Origin of the sequence: Microcoleus sp. AT8-A3 (assembly GCF_036705675.1) — a bacterium.
Classification (GTDB): Bacteria; Cyanobacteriota; Cyanobacteriia; order Cyanobacteriales; family Microcoleaceae; genus Microcoleus.
The window spans coordinates 40,161-59,093 of sequence record NZ_JAUBVD010000025.1; the positions used below are offsets into that span (position 1 = coordinate 40,161).

17 protein-coding genes are annotated in these 18,933 nt (G+C 44.5%); 6 read left to right on the top strand and 11 right to left on the bottom strand.

From position 1 onward, the window contains the following. Positions 1 to 168: 168 nt before the first annotated feature. The 3 genes from QUB51_RS16205 to fmdA form a co-directional block, all read right to left on the bottom strand. The gene (locus QUB51_RS16205) at positions 169 to 2,892 is read right to left on the bottom strand and encodes a DNA methyltransferase (protein ID WP_333262315.1); all 2,724 of its coding nucleotides are present in this window, start codon (positions 2,890 to 2,892) and stop codon (positions 169 to 171) included. Positions 2,893 to 3,222: 330 nt separating this feature from the next. After that, a complete protein-coding gene (locus QUB51_RS16210; RefSeq protein ID WP_333211433.1) occupies positions 3,223 to 3,486 on the bottom strand; it encodes a zinc ribbon domain-containing protein in 264 nt (87 codons plus the stop codon). A gap of 132 nt (positions 3,487 to 3,618) precedes the next feature. After that, positions 3,619 to 4,794: a formamidase gene (fmdA, locus tag QUB51_RS16215; protein ID WP_333211431.1), complete on the bottom strand. Its 1,176-nt coding sequence runs from the start codon at positions 4,792 to 4,794 to the stop codon at positions 3,619 to 3,621. A gap of 203 nt (positions 4,795 to 4,997) precedes the next feature. On the opposite strand from fmdA, the gene QUB51_RS16220 reads away from it, so the two are divergent. The 5 genes from QUB51_RS16220 to ureC all read left to right on the top strand — a co-directional run bounded on the left by QUB51_RS16220 (position 4,998) and on the right by ureC (position 9,541). Next, positions 4,998 to 5,873, top strand: coding sequence for an urease accessory protein UreD (locus QUB51_RS16220; protein WP_333262312.1), 876 nt, complete (start codon positions 4,998 to 5,000; stop codon positions 5,871 to 5,873). A gap of 173 nt (positions 5,874 to 6,046) precedes the next feature. Further along, positions 6,047 to 6,349 (top strand): urease subunit gamma, encoded by a 303-nt coding sequence (ureA, locus tag QUB51_RS16225; protein ID WP_006635319.1) that lies wholly within the window; start codon positions 6,047 to 6,049, stop codon positions 6,347 to 6,349. Between the two features lie 33 nt (positions 6,350 to 6,382). Beyond that, a complete protein-coding gene (locus tag QUB51_RS16230; protein ID WP_333056340.1) occupies positions 6,383 to 6,694 on the top strand; it encodes an urease subunit beta in 312 nt (103 codons plus the stop codon). A 67-nt stretch (positions 6,695 to 6,761) separates the two neighbouring features. Continuing rightward, on the top strand, positions 6,762 to 7,763 hold the full coding sequence (locus QUB51_RS16235) for a DUF91 domain-containing protein (protein ID WP_333056339.1): 1,002 nt from the start codon (positions 6,762 to 6,764) through the stop codon (positions 7,761 to 7,763). A 5-nt stretch (positions 7,764 to 7,768) separates the two neighbouring features. Next, on the top strand, positions 7,769 to 9,541 hold the full coding sequence (gene ureC, locus QUB51_RS16240) for an urease subunit alpha (protein ID WP_333211426.1): 1,773 nt from the start codon (positions 7,769 to 7,771) through the stop codon (positions 9,539 to 9,541). Between the two features lie 360 nt (positions 9,542 to 9,901). On the opposite strand, the gene QUB51_RS16245 is transcribed toward ureC, so the two are convergent. The 8 genes from QUB51_RS16245 to QUB51_RS16280 all read right to left on the bottom strand — a co-directional run bounded on the left by QUB51_RS16245 (position 9,902) and on the right by QUB51_RS16280 (position 17,458). Then, the gene (locus QUB51_RS16245; protein ID WP_333233512.1) at positions 9,902 to 10,531 is read right to left on the bottom strand and encodes a hypothetical protein; all 630 of its coding nucleotides are present in this window, start codon (positions 10,529 to 10,531) and stop codon (positions 9,902 to 9,904) included. Between the two features lie 341 nt (positions 10,532 to 10,872). Then, entirely contained in the window at positions 10,873 to 11,205 is a 333-nt protein-coding gene (gene crn3, locus QUB51_RS16250) for a CRISPR-associated ring nuclease Crn3/Csx3 (RefSeq protein WP_333056335.1), read from the bottom strand. Between the two features lie 170 nt (positions 11,206 to 11,375). Continuing rightward, positions 11,376 to 12,326 (bottom strand): DUF192 domain-containing protein, encoded by a 951-nt coding sequence (locus tag QUB51_RS16255; protein WP_333262308.1) that lies wholly within the window; start codon positions 12,324 to 12,326, stop codon positions 11,376 to 11,378. A gap of 19 nt (positions 12,327 to 12,345) precedes the next feature. Beyond that, entirely contained in the window at positions 12,346 to 14,196 is a 1,851-nt protein-coding gene (locus tag QUB51_RS16260; protein ID WP_333056333.1) for an NAD+ synthase, read from the bottom strand. A gap of 87 nt (positions 14,197 to 14,283) precedes the next feature. Then, positions 14,284 to 14,577, bottom strand: coding sequence for an isochorismate lyase (locus QUB51_RS16265; RefSeq protein WP_333056332.1), 294 nt, complete (start codon positions 14,575 to 14,577; stop codon positions 14,284 to 14,286). Positions 14,578 to 14,647: 70 nt separating this feature from the next. Next, on the bottom strand, positions 14,648 to 15,397 hold the full coding sequence (locus tag QUB51_RS16270; RefSeq protein WP_333056331.1) for an NrtR DNA-binding winged helix domain-containing protein: 750 nt from the start codon (positions 15,395 to 15,397) through the stop codon (positions 14,648 to 14,650). After that, on the bottom strand, positions 15,358 to 15,957 hold the full coding sequence (locus QUB51_RS16275) for a nicotinate-nucleotide adenylyltransferase (protein WP_333056330.1): 600 nt from the start codon (positions 15,955 to 15,957) through the stop codon (positions 15,358 to 15,360). Before QUB51_RS16275 ends, QUB51_RS16270 begins: the two co-directional genes overlap by 40 nt. Positions 15,958 to 16,033: 76 nt before the next feature. Next, entirely contained in the window at positions 16,034 to 17,458 is a 1,425-nt protein-coding gene (locus QUB51_RS16280) for a nicotinate phosphoribosyltransferase (RefSeq protein ID WP_333056329.1), read from the bottom strand. Between the two features lie 500 nt (positions 17,459 to 17,958). On the opposite strand from QUB51_RS16280, the gene QUB51_RS16285 reads away from it, so the two are divergent. Continuing rightward, positions 17,959 to 18,108, top strand: coding sequence for an isochorismate synthase (locus tag QUB51_RS16285; protein WP_333056328.1), 150 nt, complete (start codon positions 17,959 to 17,961; stop codon positions 18,106 to 18,108). Positions 18,109 to 18,933 lie beyond the last annotated feature (825 nt).

Here is an 18,933-nt window from a genome sequence, read left to right on the forward strand (position 1 = left end):
AGCTGTTTTGAGTGTTTAATTTTTAAATTTTAAATTTTTAACTCAAAAATCACAACTCAAGACTCAAGGCTTCCCCTAGTATCTCTCTTTTTCGACTAGAGTGTTTGTGATCTATATCAACAATCTATGTGATTATACGCAAATTTACAAAAGTTATGATAAGAGCGATTAGTATTTGTAGTCAGTTGGAACACAAGCCCCAACTACCGGCTCTCCCCGTTTTTCTTTTTCTGCCAGTTCTAGGTTGAATTCCAGCACTTTTGCTAAAATATCGTCGCTGTCAGTAAATCCATAAGCTGCATTACATTCGCGATCGAGCGCTTCATGAAGTTTATAAAGTTGACTTGTGGGTTCTTCAAAAAACTTATTGTAAACTTGAGTAATTCCCCACTGCTTTGCGGACATTTGTTGAGTGCGGTATTGATGCAATTCGACCGCCGTTGCCCGAATTTGCTCTACTGATTTACGAGTCGGTGTCTGGGGAAATGGGAAAGTTTCAAAGCAGGTATTGTGGGTGTATGCGATATCTCCTTTGAGAGTTGATTTTTGAGCGTGCATCCAAATTCGGTGAATGTTAGATGAGAGAATGCCGAGAATATAAAAGTCTTCTGAGGCAACAACTACTGATTTGTCTCCCGGCAGCCAACTAACGGGGGCGGGAATGAAGACAGCCCACTTTGAGACTCTCGGTACAGTGAAGTAGTCAGATAAGGGGGCGATCGCCTTTCTCATTCCTTGATTAGTACGCTTAAATCTCCACCACTTTTCTCGCAGAATAGCTTCGCGGTTTTGCTCGCGTTCAGGTTTAACATGAATCCTAATATGCTCTAGTGGTAGTTCGTAATTGCTAGCTTCTTCAATACTCATATCATTAAAATCAATAATCCAGCGTTCCGGCGTACAATTAGGATTTTTTGCGAGATTTGCCCCCATTGAAAAAAGTTTAAGAACCTCTTGATTTTTCGCATCAGCTTTAATCCAATCATTAACCTGCTGTTGAGTAACAATAAACCCCATTCCCACTGGAATTACACCTTGAAAGCATTTGTTTGAGTTCGCTGACAACCGGGCAGCTTGAGAAACATCAATCGTAGCTTGTAGCGAAGAGTTAATACTTGAAACCGCGAGATTATCTAAATAGTAAACTTTCGGCTTTTCCTTGCTCCAGTTAATCAAACTAACATGAACCTTAGCTTCCCCAGACCAAGGCTGAGTAGAAACGGCTGCATAAATGTAACCGCCATTTTGCGCGACATAATCTAAAGCAGCAGCACGACTTTTACCTTGACTAATTGAATTAGTAGCAACTAAACCAGCCCTGCCATTTAGTTCTAAATTATTGTGAGCAATGCGAAACCAATAAGCACAAAAATCAACCGAATCTTTCACATCAGGAAAGCGTTTAAACACGCGGTCAATATATTCATCTCCCAGGGCAATTCTCATGTGCTTTCCGCCTAAAAACGGAGGATTCCCGATAATCGCGTCAGCCTTTACCCAATCAGTAAATAAAGCATCAGCACAGACAATATTTTTATCCAAAGTATCCAAAGGCAGAGAAGGTTCTTTCAATCCCAAATTGTCGATCGCCACCTTGCGGCCAATCATCAACGTCACTCGCGCCAACTCCACCGCAAACGAGTTAATATCCATGCCGTAAAATTGCAGCGGCGTGACTAAATTCATATAACCTCTTGTACCGTCGAACTCGTTTAGCTTATCTAAAAGTAACTTTTCAACTTGCTTGAGTTCCTGATAAGCTACATACAGAAAATTACCCGAACCACAAGCCGGATCTAGGACGCGATAGCGACCTAATTCTTGGTGCAGATTTTGCAGTTTGGCTACGGTATTTGCAGCGTTAATTCGCTCTTCCCAGTAATAGCTAATTGTGGGCAAAACAATGCGACGAATGTCTCCCTCAGTAGTAAAGTGAATCCCGTAAGCGCGGCGCTGTTTTTTATCTGTTTTCAAAGCGGATTCAAAGATATTGCCAAAAATAGAAGGGCGTACCTGACTCCAATTTTGTTCGGCACAAACTTCTAATATTTTCAACTCTCCCTGTTGCAGTTCAATGGGGTGTATTTCCGAAAATAATCCGCCGTTGAAATACTCGACTCCTTCATAACGTCCTGCGGGCGTGACTCCCTGCTGATTCATTGCTTGAAATAAGCCGCCCAAGACATCGTAAGAACTTGCTCCTTCTAGGCAATCTTTGACGCAGCGAGTAAAGAATGCCGGCGGCAAAAGTCCTCTATCTTCGGCAAACATTGCTAAGACGCACTGCAACACAAATCGCTGGGCCTGAAACTGATTAAATTTAGCAAATTTGCGCTCTTGGCCGCGATCGATTAACATTTCCAGCAGCATCCCCATTCTGCTAGCAGCTTTTTCGGTAATCTCGACTTGGTTGTTTTTGAATATGGGGCGGCGGCTGGTAGATTCCATGAAGGCAAAAGCGGGCGATCGCGCGGGCAATTGCTTTAGGGATATAATGTCTACAGGCTGATCCGGCTGAAGGTCGAAATCGTAAATGTGAAACTCGTCAAAATTGCACATCATCACGTAGCGCGGGCGATCGTCTTTTTTGAGGCGAATATAATAGCGTTCTGTTTGGGTGCGGTGTTCTCTTTTAGTCAAATCTTCACCGCGCTTTTTCATTTCAATCAAAACGTGCTTTTTCCACACCAAATCAGCAAATCCGAGTTGACCTTTTTTGCTGCTTTTTTCTATGCGTTCCTCATAGGTTGCGCCGGCTTCTAATGCCCCCTCGTGGCCGAAAGCCCGAAAGAAGCGGTCTAAAAATACCTGTGCTTGTCCTTTTTCATCGCCTGTAATGTGTTGTTGGCAGTAGGTGACGAATTTTTGGAGGCTTTCAGGGGTGGCTGGCATGGGAGGATAATTTAAAACGCATATTAATTAGTATAATCTGGTTAGAAGTTACGCAGCGATCGCTTAAAATTTCGATACTCCCTAGCCTTTTTTAAAGAGAGTAGAATTGATTCATACTTCCTTGGCCCGCCATGCCCGCCATGCCCGCCATGCCCGCCAGGGACTGAAGTCCCTGTCTAATAGCAAAAGTCGGTTGAAACCGACTGAAATACAGGACTTACGCACAGCAAGCAAATACTAACTTTACAGTCCTCATAGCGAGGACTTTCGCTTTGAGGCAGGGAATTCATTCCCTGCCGGACTATCGGACTGTCGGAATATCAAACTACATCAGTGACCGATCATCCAAGGCCGTCCCCCTCGGTGTTCGCGATTCCGCTGCGGTTTAGGTTCCTCAGAACGCTTAACTACCTCCGGTTCCCGATTTTCTTGACCTTTCAACCGCAGCTTTCCAGTTAGAATCATCGGCGGCGAAAAGATGCGTTTAGCAACAGTTTCGCAACTCGGACAAAGCACCGGTGTATCTGCTTCTGCAAGAGGGCGCCACTTATCAAAAGTGCCGCAAGTTTCACACTTAAAATCGTAGAGAGGCATATCAATTTTTGATTGCTGATACTAACAGGACTTAGGCAAAGAAACCGGGTTTCTCTGCAAAATCGTTGGTTGATAACTAGAGATTTACGAAGAAACCCGGTTTCTGACCTCGACGTGCGTCCAGGACTGTAATTAAGACGGCAGAATATCCATCTGGAAAATTTCTGTCGGTAAAGCAATCGTGCAGCAAGCATTAGGAATATCCACAATGCCGCTGATGCGACCCTCAACCGGAGCACAGCTTAACAGTAAATACGCTTGTTCTCCGGTAAAACCAAACTTTTTCAAATATTCGATCGCATTCAAACAAGCTCGGCGATAAGCAACGTGGGCATCCATATAATACTGCTGACCCGTAAATTCATCAACAGAAATCCCTTCAAAAACGAGGTACTCAGAATAGCGGGGTTCCACCGGCCCGGGTTTGAAAATCGGGTTGACCATCGCGTATTTATCCATGCCACCTTTGATAATATCAACGTGGAGGTCGATGTAACCCGACATTTCAATTGCCCCGCAGAATGAAATTTCCCCGTCTCCTTGAGAAAAGTGAATATCTCCCATCGAAAGTTTCGCGCCTTCGACATAAACCGGGAAATAAATCCTCGAACCCCGCGACAGGTTTTTAATATCGCAATTGCCGCCGTGTTCGCGGGGAGGAACAGTGCGCGCCGCTTCTGCCGCCACTCGCTCGAATTCTGCCCCTTGCAGCGACCCCAAAACAGCATTTTTGGGGTTCGGCAGTGCTGCTAAAGGCGGCACTCTATCGGGATTTGTGGCTACTAATTCCGCTTCCCGTTTGTTCCATTTATTCAACAATTCCTGAGAAGGAGCGCAGCCGATTAAACCCGGATGAGTAATCCCAGCAAACCTGACTTTTGGTATGTGTCGGGAAGCGGTATAAATTCCCTGAAAATCCCAAATTGCTTTAGCAGCAGTCGGAAAATGTTCGGTCAAGAAACCGCCGCCGTTTTCTTTAGCAAAAATTCCCGTAAAACCCCATTCGTCCCCTTGCAAAGCCCCGATATCGAGGATATCGACTACTAAAATATCCCCGGGCTGCGCGCCGTTAACGTAAATTGGCCCGCTCAAAACGTGAACTACTGTTAAGTCTACATCGCGAATGTCGTCGGGATTGTCGTCATTTTTAATTTGTCCGTCTGTCCAGTCTTTGCACTCGATGCGAAATACATCGCCGGGATTGACGGAAACTACTGCTGGAATATCTGGATGCCAGCGATTGTGACCGACTAATTCCTGTTCGGACATCGGTTTGGTCAAATCAACTTTGAAGAGAACTTGAGGCATATTCTGCACTCCTCTAGTTACTGATTTTTACATGGTACGCGCATCTTCGCCGATCTGATGGTTGATAAATGTAAATTCTTATACTAATAAGTGCAGAAACCAAAAATATTTCCGATAACGATTATCATTATTTAACTAATTGGAGGGAAGCGCCGCAGTCGTGGTATGTTTTTGATAGTGAATGTTTTTAAATTAAAAAATTAGTGACTGAAAATTTGACCAAACAACATATAGATCAAGTTGAAACTGGATGGCACGGCCACCTCAATTTAGTCTACGCTAACCGCAGCGGTGCAACTCAAATCATTCACAATCAAATGCAAGCACCCCTCAAGGTGCAGCGCCCGTTTTATCCTGAAGGGAAAGAGATTTGCCACAGCGTCATCTTGCACACGGCTGGGGGAGTTGTCGGGGGCGATCGACTTTCGGGCCATTTTCACCTCCAAGCCAACGCCAAAGCCTTGATTACCACGGCCGCCGCTGGTAAAATCTATCGCAGCAGCGGACTAGAATCACAACAAAATATTGACATTAAACTAGAATCTGGTGCTAATTTAGAATGGCTGCCCCAAGAAACTATAGTTTTTGATGGCGCCATATATCGGCAAAATTTGCGGGTAGAATTAGCACCAACAGCGAAGATTTTACTGTGGAAAATTACCAGATTTGGACGCAGTGCTAGGGGCGAAAAGTTCTTGTCGGGAGAATGGATCTCGCACACCGAAGTCTGGCAACAAAACAGTCCTTTATGGATTGATAGACAATTGCTAAAAGGTGGAGAAAAAATGCTCGAAAGTCCTCACGGCCTCGCAGGAAAACCCGTAGTCGCCACCCTCGCTTGGGTAGGCGAACCCGTAACCACAGAAGTCGTCGAAAAAGTGCGAGATTTGCCATCTGAGGCAACAATTTATCCTGGTAATTCCACCGTCGGCGTGACTCGTATTCCTAACGGTTTGCTGTGCCGATATCGCGGTACATCCACAACTGCAGCGAGAGACTGGTTTGTCAGCATTTGGCACTTGCTGCGCTTGTCTTTTTCAGAACGCCCTTGCTGTTTGCCCAGAGTTTGGATAAAATAGGATGATATTTGAGTTTCAATCTATAGTTGCCCTCCTAACTAGATTATTCATCTCTCTCTTCTGGAGACTCTGCGCCCTCTGCGCCCTCTGCGGTTTAATCATTCTTAATCATTCAGCAACAACCGTAAACGATATCATAACCAAATAATGCGATCGCACTTACAAGAATAAAAATGCAACTCACCCCCCAAGAAAAAGACAAACTGCTGATTTTCACCGCCGCCCTGGTAGCAGAGCGCCGCAAACAAAGAGGTTTAAAATTAAACTATCCAGAAGCACTAGCCTACATTTCCGCCGCCATTTTAGAAGGAGCCAGAGATGGCCTCACCGTCGCCGATTTAATGAGTTACGGAACAACTCTCCTGACGCGGGAAGATGTGATGGAAGGGATAGCAGAAATGGTGCATGAAGTCCAGGTTGAGGCGACTTTTCCCGATGGAACTAAGTTGGTAACAGTACACGATCCGATACGTTAAAAAATCAACCACATAGACTCAGAGGAGGAAAAGATGATTCCCGGAGAAATGATTGTTTCAGCAGGCGAAATAGAATTAAATGCAGGGCGTAAAATACTACGGTTGCTGGTAGGAAATAAAGGCGATCGACCCATTCAAATCGGTTCCCACTATCACTTTTATGAAGCCAACGAAGCCTTAGAATTTAATCGAGAACAAACAAAAGGAATGCGGTTGGATATCCCCGCAGGTACAGCAGTCAGGTTTGAACCGGGAGATGAAAGGGAAGTGCAATTAGTGCCGTTTGTTGGTAGTCGTCAAGTCTACGGCTTCAATGGAAAAGTGAATGGTGAGTTAGATGGATGAGATTTTTAGAGGGACGAGACTTTTTGGCCGAACTTAAAAAGAATAATTAGTAGGAGGATAATTCGATATGCCCGATCAAATTAGATTGTGGGAAATATCAAAGGATAAATTGAATGAAATTACCGAATCTAAGTTAGACTTAGAATTTCGTTTGGAAACCTGGCTAGATAATGATATTTCCCTCCTAGCAGATGATCTCTTAGTAATTGGTCGGCAAGTGATTACTGATTATGGTGGAAAACTTGACCTTTTATGTATAGATAGGTACGGAGATTTAGTCATTGTTGAGTTAAAGAAGGACAAAACATCAAGAGAAGTAACAGCACAAGCCTTGGATTACGCCTCATGGGTTAAGGATTTGTCAAAGGAGAGAGTTACAGAAATTGCCAATGCTTATTTACTGACTAAAAATGGCAGTAACTTAGAAGATGCTTTCTGTGATAAATTTAGCTCAGAATTCCCTGATATTTTGAATTATCAGCACAACATTATAATTGTAGCTGCACAGATAGATATTATTTCTGAAAGGATTATTAAATACTTGTCAGAAACTTATGGTGTGAGAATCAATGTCGCAACATTCCAGTATTTCCGTGACTCAAGCGGTAGAGAGTTACTAGCAAGAAAAATGTTTATCGAGCCTGAAATAAAACCTGTAAATATATCAAAAAAAAATCCCACTTTGACCCTGGAACAATTACTTGAAATAGCAGATAGCAATGAATTTGGAAAAGTCTATAGACTACTTTATGACGAAGTTGTACCAGATATATTTTGGATAAATACAACAACAAAAGGTCTGGCATTGAGAGAAAGAAGTCAAAATGGCAAACTTATCTTAAATCTTTTGTTAACTGAAAGCACGCCTAGGAATGGTCTAAAAGTTAAGGTATACATAGATAGAATTTCAAACTATTTAAACATTGATGCAGAAGAGTTTGCTAATTTGTTGCCTAACTATCAAGAAATAGAACAAAATGATTCCTTTGGTTTAATTGCTGAAGGATTCTTTAAAACAGAAGAACAGGTGAACCAGTTTGTGGGAAAATTAAATCAAGTAAGGAGCTAATTAATATGAGTTACAGAATGGATCGCCGCGCCTACGCGGAAACCTTCGGGCCGACAACGGGCGATCGCGTCCGGTTAGCCGATACAGAATTATTCATAGAAGTTGAAAAAGACTTCACAACCTACGGGGATGAAGTTAAATTTGGCGGTGGCAAAGTTATTCGCGACGGCATGGGACAGTCGCCTATTTCTAATGCGGACGGCGCTGTTGACACGGTAATTACTAATGCTTTAATATTAGATTGGTGGGGAATTGTTAAAGCAGATGTTGGGATTCAAGACGGGAAAATTTACAAAATTGGTAAAGCCGGAAATCCTTACATTCAAGATAGGGTAGATATTATTATCGGGCCTGGTACTGAAGTAATTGCCGGTGAAGGAATGATTCTGACTGCTGGGGGAATTGACACTCACATTCACTTTATTTGTCCGCAGCAAATTGAAGTGGCGATCGCCTCTGGAATCACGACAATGATCGGCGGCGGCACTGGCCCCGCAACGGGTACAAACGCCACAACCTGCACTCCTGGGCCTTGGCATATGTACCGAATGCTGCAAGCAGCCGACGCTTTCCCGGTAAATCTAGGGTTTTTAGGTAAAGGAAATAGCAGTCAACCCCAAGGATTAGTCGAACAAATCTTTGCCGGTGCAATGGGTTTGAAACTCCACGAAGATTGGGGAACTACACCAGCAACGATCGACACTTGTTTGAGTGTCGCTGACGAGTACGATGTGCAAGTTGCAATTCACACCGACACTCTCAATGAAGCGGGATTTGTGGAAGCTACAATTGCCGCATTTAAAAATCGCGCTATTCACACTTACCACACGGAAGGTGCTGGCGGCGGACACGCACCGGATATTATTAAAGTGTGCGGACAAGCTAATGTTTTGCCTTCGTCAACTAACCCGACTCGCCCTTACACTGTCAATACTTTAGAAGAACATTTAGATATGTTGATGGTTTGCCACCATTTGGATCGAGGCATTCCTGAAGATGTGGCTTTTGCTGAGTCGAGAATTAGAAGGGAAACTATTGCTGCTGAGGATATTTTGCACGATTTAGGTGCGTTTAGTATGATTTCTTCTGACTCGCAGGCGATGGGAAGAGTGGGAGAGGTGATTATTCGGACTTGGCAAACGGCACATAAAATGAAAGTGCAGCGGGGGAATTTACCCCCCCTAACCCCCCCTTATCAAGGGGGGGAAACAAGAGGGATAACCCCCCCTTACCAAGGGGGGGAAACAGAGGGGATTAATGACAATTTTCGGGTGAAGCGGTACATTGCGAAATATACAATTAATCCGGCGATTACTCACGGAATTAGTCAGTATGTCGGTTCGGTGGAAGAGGGGAAATTGGCGGATTTGTGTTTGTGGCGGCCGGCTTTTTTTGGGGTGAAACCGGAACTGGTAATTAAAGGAGGGGCGATCGCCTATGGGCAGATGGGAGATGCTAACGCCAGCATTCCGACGCCGCAACCGGTGCATATGCGGCCGATGTTTGGCAGTTTTGGCGGTGCGATTGGGGCGACTTGTCTGACGTTTGTTTCCCAAGCTGCGCGCGATCGAGACATTGCCGCACAGCTTGGTTTGCAAAAGCCCACTGTAGCAGTTTCCGGCACACGACAAATTAGTAAAAGAGATATGAAACTCAACGATTATTTGCCACAAATGGAAGTCGATCCAGAAACTTATGAAGTCAGGGCGGATGGGGAATTGTTAACTTGCGAACCGGCAACAGTTTTGCCAATGGCGCAGCGGTACTTTTTGTTTTAACTGATATTTTGCACCATTTTCAGCAACAGGCAAGATTCCTGTTCCACAAAATATAAATTTTCTTGTGGAACAGGCACCATTGTCAGCAACAGGCTTTCCGGCCTGTTCCACAACATATAAATTTTCTTGTGGAACAGGCACCATTGTCAGCAACAGGCTTTCCGGCCTGTTCCACAACATATAAATTTTCTTGTGGAACAGGCCGGAAAGCCTGTTCCTAAAAAGCTAATTGACACTGTGCAATATCTCAGTTTTAACCGATTATACAATCATGTAGGGGCGGGTTTTACCAACAATATTTGCCAAAAACCGACTATCTCAAAAACCCGCCCCCACCCAACGGCAAATTTTCATCTTACTTCATTCGGGATGTAATTTATTGTTAGAAAAATTGAGCGATCGCACTATCAAACCCTGACACAAAAACCAAAAATAAAGTGCAATATTAATCCCGCTCAACAGCTTCGGTATTCCCTCCAGCAAGCTCGAAACAATCTCGTTTTTTAAAGGCAGCGCTTCTGCAAAAAAGGCAACAAATAACAAACCAACGCCACTCAGCAGTAAAGCATAGGGAGTCGAGCGAATTTGTCTCCGAAAAGCTAATCCATATGCAATTGCCAGCACCGCGTAAAATATGACAATTGTAACTTTCGGAAAACCCGCACGTCCCAGATGAACGTGGGTGCGAAAAACTTCATTGCACAGAAAGCAACCTGCAAACAGTGCCGAATATAAAATAAATCGATTTTCTGGGCGATCGGGTTGAATAATTCTCAGCAATCCAAAGGTAAAAGCGCACACCATTACCGATAAATAAAATAACATTTGAAACGCCAAGAAAAAGAAACCTGCACCCGGATACGTGGCAGAACAAGGCGGCAAAAACAACCCTTTTACCGAAGAACCAAATAAAGTCAGACACGCCGTCACTAGCCCTACTAACACTAAAGTTAGACCGTTGAAAAACAATACAGTTCTGTAATTTGCCATAATTAATAACTAAGAAATAACAACTAACAATAGTATATTGCCCGTCAAACTATTTTTTTGCCTTAGTGCGGATTCAGCAAGGTGCATGACAACACCAACTGCACGCTAAACAGCGCAGATGTTTTGTGAATTTATACGGATTGCTGTGCGTGCATCTGTGGCTAATAATCTTCTGAGGCAGCTATAGCAATGCTAAATGACTCGTAAATTTTTTACCCCACCCCAACCCTCCCCTTAGCAAGGGGAGGGAGTAAGAAATTCACAGTCGCTAAGGCAGGTAAGATGCCCCCACCACGGGAAGTTTTATTTTTATTTATTATTACCTAAAACTCAGGAGAGTCTTAATCGCTCGGTAAACTCAATTTTAATACCTGTCCAACTGATACCTCGTGCTTGTGCGTCGCTACTACCACCGCACCTTCTAATCGCGGATCGTAACATCCAACCCAAGCTGCAGGATGACATTCGTGCACTAAATACCCGTACAGCCAAATTGCTCCTCTACCTTCAATGACAATTCCTTGGCTTAATTGAACGTGTTGAGGAAGTTTCAAACCTTGTAAATCATCGGGTGTGATGATACCGTCTTGAGTTGTAATTCGCAAGCGCAAATGTTGGTAAGCTAAACCGTCTTGAGTTTGATTGGGGATTATTTTTAATTCAATAGGATTCATGGGATGCACAAATGTTGAATGCTGCGATAAAATCATATCATGTCCGGTAGTATGGGCGGGGGCGGGTTTATTATATTGTAGATTATGGGCAATTATTGTTGGTGAACCCGCCCCTACAAAATTTAACATCATACAAGTCCGAATCAAACAGACATGATATCATCTACCTTTTAGGGTAAATTGGGAATCCGATCGCCCACTTTCAATCCCAATTGGGCCGCCCTTCCGCCTCTGAGTTCAATCACTCCGTCAACGGGAACATCCGGGCCGTAGTTGGGGCAGGTTTCGCTCAAACACGGCGGTACGTTAGGAATTATCGCCTGCACGACGCCTTCCCGCAGAAAAACCATATCGAGTTCAATAAACACGTTTTTCATCCAGAAACGCACGTTTCGCGGGGGTTCGATCGGGAAAAGCATTCCCCTGTCGTCTGGCAATTCTGTGCGAAACATTAAACCTGTCGCTTGTTCTTGGGGAGTTTGCGCCACTTCTAGTCCGATCCTCTGCGAGGGCTGCGCTAACGCGCGATCGGCTATAATCGTGTTAACAGAAATTGGCAAAAGCTGACCCCTATCTAGTCCGCCAAACAGCGACATAAAGTTGGATTCTGTCAGATTAGAATTTCCCAAAACAACTCCTAAATATTTGCCAGAGTTTTTATCTTTCATAATAGTTTGGTTGTCGGAAACTGAAAGCTCTAAATCGCTAAATTTCATGCCTTCGGTCAAGACAATTTGATCATTGCCGTTGCCAAAATCTGTAATTATATCGGCTTCTGTAATAGTAGATGCGGCGGCGGTTTTTTCCATCACAAATAAATCATCCCCCGCGCCTCCTGTTAAGATATCCCCGCCTTCGCCACCTATTAGCAAATCGTTACCCCGATCGCCAAAAATCCAATCTTCACCTTGTCCTCCATAGATTGTATCGCTTCCTTGACCACCCGACAGCGTATCAGCGCCTTCATTTCCTGCCAGCAAGTCATTTTCCCGATCGCCAAAAATTCGGTCGTTTCCCCCCAAACCTTGAATAGTATCATTACCCGCAAATCCTCTAATCGTATCGTTGCTGAGAGTTCCCGCGAGAAAATCGAAGCCAAAAGTACCGTCGATGTTAACCATTTTGCGTTTAAGGATGGGTTTAATAGAAGGAAGATTTGGCGATCGGCATCCGCCAACCGGTACCAAAAGCTCGATCGCTAATTTTCAAACCTGGGGCTGCTTGCCGCCGCTTAAACTCCGCTTGCCTGACTAATTTTACTACACGTTTAACCACGGCTTCATCGTGTCCAGCAGCGACAATTTGTTGAACCGATTCATGATGTTCGATCGACCGCTGCAAGATGTCATCCAAAACATCGTAATCCGGCAAAGAATCTTGGTCAATTTGTCCAGGCTTCAGTTCAGCACTAGGCGGTTTAGTAATAATATTAACCGGAATAATTTCCTTTCCCTGGGGCGGGTACGGGGGTGGGTAGGGAGAGGGCGGGCACGGGGGCACCGCCCCTACATATCCGCCAGAATTCAGCCACCTACAAAGCGAATAAACGCGAGTTTTCGGCACATCGGAAATCACCGCCAATCCCCCATTCATATCGCCGTAGAGGGTGCAGTAACCCACCGCCATTTCCGACTTATTGCCAGTCGAAAGTAGCAAATGTCCGAACTTATTAGAAATTGCCATCAACAGATTGCCTCGAATCCGCGATTGAATATTTTCCTCAGCAATGCCGAAAGTTGTGTTGACAAACAAATCGGCGAGAGTGCGATCGTAAGTTTTCATCAAATCGTCGATCGACAACATTTCGATCGCGATGCCCAGATTTCGGGCTAATTCCAAAGCATCATTAACCGAATGATCCGAACTATAAGGAGAAGGCATCAACACCCCTAGAACATTTTCGGGCCCGATCGCGCAACTGGCGATCGCAGCCACCAAAGCCGAATCTATCCCGCCACTCAAACCGAGTACAACCTTAGAAAAACCGCACTTGCGGACATAATCTCGCACTCCCAAAACCAAAGCAGCCCAAATTTCGGCATCTCCAACCGCCGGATAAAAACTCAAATCAGTTGTGGAACGGGCATCTTGCCCGTTCCCGCTGCCAACGCCACTGCCGATCGAACCTAGTTTTTGTCGTCCTTCACCTAATCCCAAATCAGTTGTGGAACGGGCATCTTGCCCGTTCCCGCTGGCAACTAAATCTTGTTTAGCTGCATCATATTCCAGCACCGCAAAATCCGTTTCAAAAGAAGCTAATACCTGAATTAAATCACCCTTTCGATTCACAGCAAAACTGCTGCCGTCAAAAATAATATCGTCATTTCCTCCTATTTGATTAGCATAAATAATCGGTATCCCGCAGCGGATGACGCTGTGCTGCAACATAGCCGATCGCACTCCCCGCTTCAGAGCAGAATAAGGCGATGCCGACAAATTCACCACTAAATCTACACCCAATTTTGCCAAATCGGAAACAGGATCGCCCGCGTAACTGCGTTTACCCCAAAACTCCTCATTGTTCCACAAATCTTCACAGATTGTCACGCCGATTTTGACTTCGCCAATAGAAAAGTAATTGCTGTTTTCTCCCGGTTCAAAATATCTATCTTCATCAAATACATCATAAGTAGGCAACAAGCGTTTATGAAAAACTTGTTTGACCACGCCATTTTGCAACAAAACAGCGCTATTAAACAATGATTTTCCGCCTAGTTGAACAGCATTAGCATTAGGTAAGGCAGTGCCTGCTATGACTGCCAACTCCGGCGGCAAAGCTTGCGCCAGTTGCAGCAACTGTGCACCTGCATCTGCAATGAAACTCGGATTGATTAACAAATCGCGCGGCGGATAACCGATCAGGGAAAGTTCCGGTGTTAGCAATAAGTTTGCGCCCTCAACCTCAGCTTTTTTCGCAGCCTCCAGAATTAGGTTGGAGTTGCCCAAGATATCACCAATAGTAGGGTTGAGTTGTGCGATCGCAATTTTCATCTCACCAAATCACCTAATAAATATTGCTAACAGTCCGCCCGCGCGGACTCACTTTCCTATAGTCCTAGATTTGAATGTAGCGAAAGATTACTTGGATTTGTAATGTTTCAACTCTTCCTCAATATAATAATTTACCAAATCCCGGTAAATATTTTCAACCACATCAGGATTCAAACCCGATTGTTGAGCCCACTCGCGCCGCTGCTGTAACATATCGTGAAAGCGATCGAACGATTTAACGCTAGCTTCACTCGTTTTGAACCTTGCTGCAGCGATGACGTATTGAAATCTCTTGCTCAAAGCCTCGATCACTTCTCGATCGATGATATCAATTTCCTCCCGAACTTCGTGAATATTAGCGCATTCATCTGGATCTTTCATAGTCCGTACTCCTTAATAGCTTCTATTCTCATGTTACTAAATTGCTCCCCGAATGTCATCCAATAAACAGCTAGATAAACACCAGAGGCTTATTTTTGAAAGGAGCAAAAGCGGTCGCATCAAAGCGGTACAAACTAGCAGGGCGGCCCGCCCCGCGCGAAACCTTAACACCGGTATCGCACAAAAAACCCAATTTCAACAATCGAGCTCTAAAATTAGAATAATCAGAAAAATTTTCCCCCAAAATAGTTGTATAAAGTTGATACAAATCGCTCAAAGTAAAAAGTTCCGGCAACACTTCAAAAGCTACCGGGCTGTATTCAAGTTTGTTACGCAGTCGCCGATATCCGTATTCGAGAATTTGATTGTGATCGAAGGCCAGCTTAGGAACTTGTTGCACGGGATACCAAGCAATGCCGCCGACGCGGTGGCCCACACCCGCGACTACACTCCCAGCAATTAACTCAGCTTCCTCAAAACGAACCAAAGCAAAATAACTCACCGAAAGATAGCGATTGCCCCTGGTAATTTCCCGAGGATCGCGCCCCGGTTCTCCGAAAGTATACAATTGCTCCAGATACAAATTTTTTACCCGAATTTTCTCAGACAAAATCCGGTAAGCCGCATTTTCAAGAGACTCTCCGTGTCGCACCAAAGTACCGGGAAGACTCCAAGAATCGATAAACGGTTCGTCTGGCCGCATTAGCAACAGCACCAACAAGCGGTTCTGCACGGTATCGACGGAAAAAATAACATTATCTACTCCTACTTTAAAGTCAGCTAATGAGCAACCCTCGCTCTTGTTTGTGCCTCGTGCCATGCGTACAAATGCTCCCTATGGATGTAATCTTCGATGGTGGGAGTCAGAGCTTCCCTGTCTCCTTTTTCCCGATAGGAAGTAGAAGAAACATTGGGAGCACTCAAAGATGCGATCGCCACCTCTGCACCCATGCGCCTCAACTGCCACAAATCTAATTGTTCTGATGGATAACCGGGTCGCGGTACTATCAGCAAGTCCACTTGTTTTAACAATTGTTCAAATTTGTACCAGCGAGACAGTTGCCCCACCAAGTCCGAACCTATTACCAGCGTCAAATCTGCATTCGGCCACAGCAATTTTGCTTGTTCCACAGTTTCCACAGTCCTCGGACTGCTGAGTTCTGGATGCAAGCAAAGATTGTGTCTGGGCGAATTAATTTCTTGAATCATTAACAGCAGCATTGCCGATCGGTGTTCTAGAGAAGTTTGGTGCGACTTAAAAGGATTGTCCGACGCCCAAACTGCTACCCAATCAAAATGTTGCGAAAGCCAACTCAGAATTGTTTTATGTCCCGCTGTTGGTGGATCGGCACTGGTTCCAAAAAGAGCAATCTTCTGCATAGGGAATCGGTAATTGTTGACTGTTGACTGTTGACTGTTGACTGTTGACTGTTGACTGTTGACTTCAATCTAAAATCTAAAATCTAAAATCTAAAATCGATTGACTCTTTTTCGTTTTTTCGGTGAGACTCTGCAAATCTGTAGAAATTTCCACTGACGGCGAAATCGGGTTGTCAAGTTGACGAGTTTCGGGTCGAAGACTGGCGACAGAAGCAGCAGTGCGTTTGGCGATATCCTCCAAACTTTCCTGGTTCTTGACTCGTTTTCCCTCCTTGAAAACCAACTCCATTAATGGTAAGTAAGAATCGCAATTATGAATAGTTTCTCCCGACAATCCTAAACAATCTCCGAGAATTTGCCCATTTTCAATATGTCTAAAAATTTGCTTTCTTCCTGGATATGTTACCTTGCCGCTTGCCTCTTTCATCACCGGAATTCCGTCAATTTCCACCAACTTATAAACACCGTTGACAGGGGAACCGCTGACTAACTTGGTTCCCAAACCGTAACCGTCAATGCAAGCACCGCTACTTTTTAATTTAGCAATTTCTCGATCGTCCAAATCGCCACTAGCAAAAATTGGAACCCCAGGCAGGATCGATCGAACTTCCCGCGACAGCACCGCCAAATCGCCCGAATCCAGCCGCACGCCTTCCAACTGCATTTCACCGCTGTTTACTCGATCGGCCAACATCCGCGCCGCCCCCACAGTATCATAAGTATCGATCAGCAGTGGCGCCCCCGGAAAATAGCGGTGAAAAGCTGCAAACGCCTGATTCTCGCTGCCTTCGAGGGCGGCAACAGCCATTACCAAAGCATGGGCGATCGTACCGACAGGTTTGCGGCCCAACTTCAAAGCAGCCAAAACATTAGAAGTTCCGTCGAATCCCGCAGCCAGAGCAGCCCTAGCCGCCCAAACAGCAGCTTGAGGCCCAAAAGCCCTGCGCGTCCCGAATTCCAGCAACTTAGCCTCCGGGCCCGCCACATCCCGCAGCCGCGCTGCCCGCGTCGCAATCAAAGTTTGATAATTTATGGCATTCAATAAATAAGTTTCCACTAACTGAGCCTGCCACAGAGGAGCCTCAATTCGCAGCAGTGGCTCATTGGCAAAAACCGCCGTCCCCTCCGGCACCGCCCAAACATCGCCAGTAAAACGGGCTGTGGCGAGTAAAGTCCAAAATCGTTCCGGGGCGCCGGCAAAAATCCCAGTGGACTGCAAAGCCTCAATTTGCGACTGAGAAAACCGAAATTTCTCCAAATAATCGATAACTTGAGCCAAACCCATCGCGATCGCGTACCCAAAACCTTCTGGCAGCCTGCGCGCGAACAACTCAAAACTCGCGGCCCGCCCGTCGAGCCCTTCCCCGACGTAACAAGCGGCCATCGTTAGCTGGTAGAGATCGGTCAAAAGGCTGTAATCTGCTGAAGAAACCGTTAGTTCCTGGTCTTCTAAGATTTCTTCAAAACCTGTGAGCTGCAGGCTTTCTGTGGTAGTTTTCATAAAAAAAACCCCGGACAAACTTCTTTTTCTTAATTATAGTGACAAACACCATATCTTTTTGTAAATATTTGATGAAGATTGCAGATATTTGTCGGATAAATTCGCTTATAATGCCCTTTGATAGCGGATCTCGGTTAATTTGTACATTAATATTATGGTAAATTCAATATAAATATTGAATTTAACAAACTCAGAATTAAGCACAAACACTCAAGCGTTCCGGGTTTTTTGCGAAAATATTTCGTTGCAGCCTTTGAATAGAGTTAGAAAACCCGGTTTCTGACCGTCGGGAGGGCGATCGCGAGTGCTGGAGTTGAGCGAGGAAATAATCTACCAGCAAAAGGTCGATCGTCCAAAAATGCGTAATTTCTTAAACCTTCAGCTTGCTTTATTGTTGCAGACCAATAAGTAATTCAAATAAATATTGCTAAACTCATCCACAGCCCAAAAATCAGAGTAATATTAAAAGTATCAGAACTCAGACAAGAGAGGCAGATTCTATGAATCTTTCTAAATCTTTGGCAAACGCGATGCGTTACGTTTCGGAAGCAGCGGTGCGGATTTTTAGCCCCAGCGATGACAACTATCCCAATAGTGGAGTTCAACCTTTTGAGGGTAAGCTCTCCAAAAGTGCTAAATCCAAAGAATGAACAGCCATTCCCACCGTTTCTAGCGAGTTCGGCACAGGCATTCAGTTTAACAGTCAACGGTTAACAATTAACTGTTGACTGTTAACTTTTGAGTTTTGATTTTGACCGAAAGCATCCAGGATACCCGCCACGTGATTCATTCCTTCGCAGACTCAGGACGGAGAAATCAAAAACCTGTATCCGATGAAGCTTGCCGAACGTATTTATCTCGCGCAAGTCAATGCTTCAATCTAAAATCTAAAATCTAAAATCTAAAATCGATTGACTGTTAATAGTAATTGTATGTGCGGTTTCCCTTCGTTCTACCCAAGCTACAATTACCAATCACCAATTACACTGAACTTCCCCAATTTACCAAACAAAGGCATATTCAGTGTAGAGTAAGCTTTTTAAAGATTTTGGCGCCCGGTTTACTGCGTATAAATCAGAGAAACACCAAGCAAATCTAGAGCCTTTTGTTGCACTGGGGTTGGTTTAGTAATCTTATCAAAAACAAAACTAGCACCCTTAATAGTTGATTGAATTTGATTGTGAGCTAGAGTACCCAAATCCGCTAGTAACTAACCTTTAGTTGAGGAGATAACCTGAACTTTTGGCTAGGTATCGCAGAGCGCATACAAATATATACTGGTAACACTCTCTGGCAATGACTAAAGCCTGCGTGCCATGCCTGAGTTTCTCCAAGCGATCGCAGCCTATGTTTGAGGGAAACACCTAGCCAAAAGTTGAGGATTTTATCTCACAGATTCTGAGTCGCAAGCTGACTATTTGGCTAAGTTAATACTCAACTAAAAGCTAGAAGCTTTTTAGGGTTATTATCTTAGG

What these genes read in the sequence shown, in the direction of transcription:
- QUB51_RS16235 (WP_333056339.1), top strand. Translation starts at nt 6,762, where the DNA reads ATGCCCGATCAAATTAGATTGTGGGAAATATCAAAGGATAAATTGAAT.
- QUB51_RS16265 (WP_333056332.1), bottom strand. Translation starts at nt 14,577, where the DNA reads ATGAAAGATCCAGATGAATGCGCTAATATTCACGAAGTTCGGGAGGAA.
- QUB51_RS16205 (WP_333262315.1), bottom strand. Translation starts at nt 2,892, where the DNA reads ATGCCAGCCACCCCTGAAAGCCTCCAAAAATTCGTCACCTACTGCCAA.
- QUB51_RS16270 (WP_333056331.1), bottom strand. Translation starts at nt 15,397, where the DNA reads ATGGCACGAGGCACAAACAAGAGCGAGGGTTGCTCATTAGCTGACTTT.
- QUB51_RS16275 (WP_333056330.1), bottom strand. Translation starts at nt 15,957, where the DNA reads ATGCAGAAGATTGCTCTTTTTGGAACCAGTGCCGATCCACCAACAGCG.
- ureC (WP_333211426.1), top strand. Translation starts at nt 7,769, where the DNA reads ATGAGTTACAGAATGGATCGCCGCGCCTACGCGGAAACCTTCGGGCCG.
- QUB51_RS16230 (WP_333056340.1), top strand. Translation starts at nt 6,383, where the DNA reads ATGATTCCCGGAGAAATGATTGTTTCAGCAGGCGAAATAGAATTAAAT.
- fmdA (WP_333211431.1), bottom strand. Translation starts at nt 4,794, where the DNA reads ATGCCTCAAGTTCTCTTCAAAGTTGATTTGACCAAACCGATGTCCGAA.
- QUB51_RS16260 (WP_333056333.1), bottom strand. Translation starts at nt 14,196, where the DNA reads ATGAAAATTGCGATCGCACAACTCAACCCTACTATTGGTGATATCTTG.
- QUB51_RS16285 (WP_333056328.1), top strand. Translation starts at nt 17,959, where the DNA reads ATGAATCTTTCTAAATCTTTGGCAAACGCGATGCGTTACGTTTCGGAA.
- QUB51_RS16210 (WP_333211433.1), bottom strand. Translation starts at nt 3,486, where the DNA reads ATGCCTCTCTACGATTTTAAGTGTGAAACTTGCGGCACTTTTGATAAG.
- QUB51_RS16280 (WP_333056329.1), bottom strand. Translation starts at nt 17,458, where the DNA reads ATGAAAACTACCACAGAAAGCCTGCAGCTCACAGGTTTTGAAGAAATC.
- ureA (WP_006635319.1), top strand. Translation starts at nt 6,047, where the DNA reads ATGCAACTCACCCCCCAAGAAAAAGACAAACTGCTGATTTTCACCGCC.
- crn3 (WP_333056335.1), bottom strand. Translation starts at nt 11,205, where the DNA reads ATGAATCCTATTGAATTAAAAATAATCCCCAATCAAACTCAAGACGGT.
- QUB51_RS16255 (WP_333262308.1), bottom strand. Translation starts at nt 12,326, where the DNA reads ATGGTTAACATCGACGGTACTTTTGGCTTCGATTTTCTCGCGGGAACT.
- QUB51_RS16245 (WP_333233512.1), bottom strand. Translation starts at nt 10,531, where the DNA reads ATGGCAAATTACAGAACTGTATTGTTTTTCAACGGTCTAACTTTAGTG.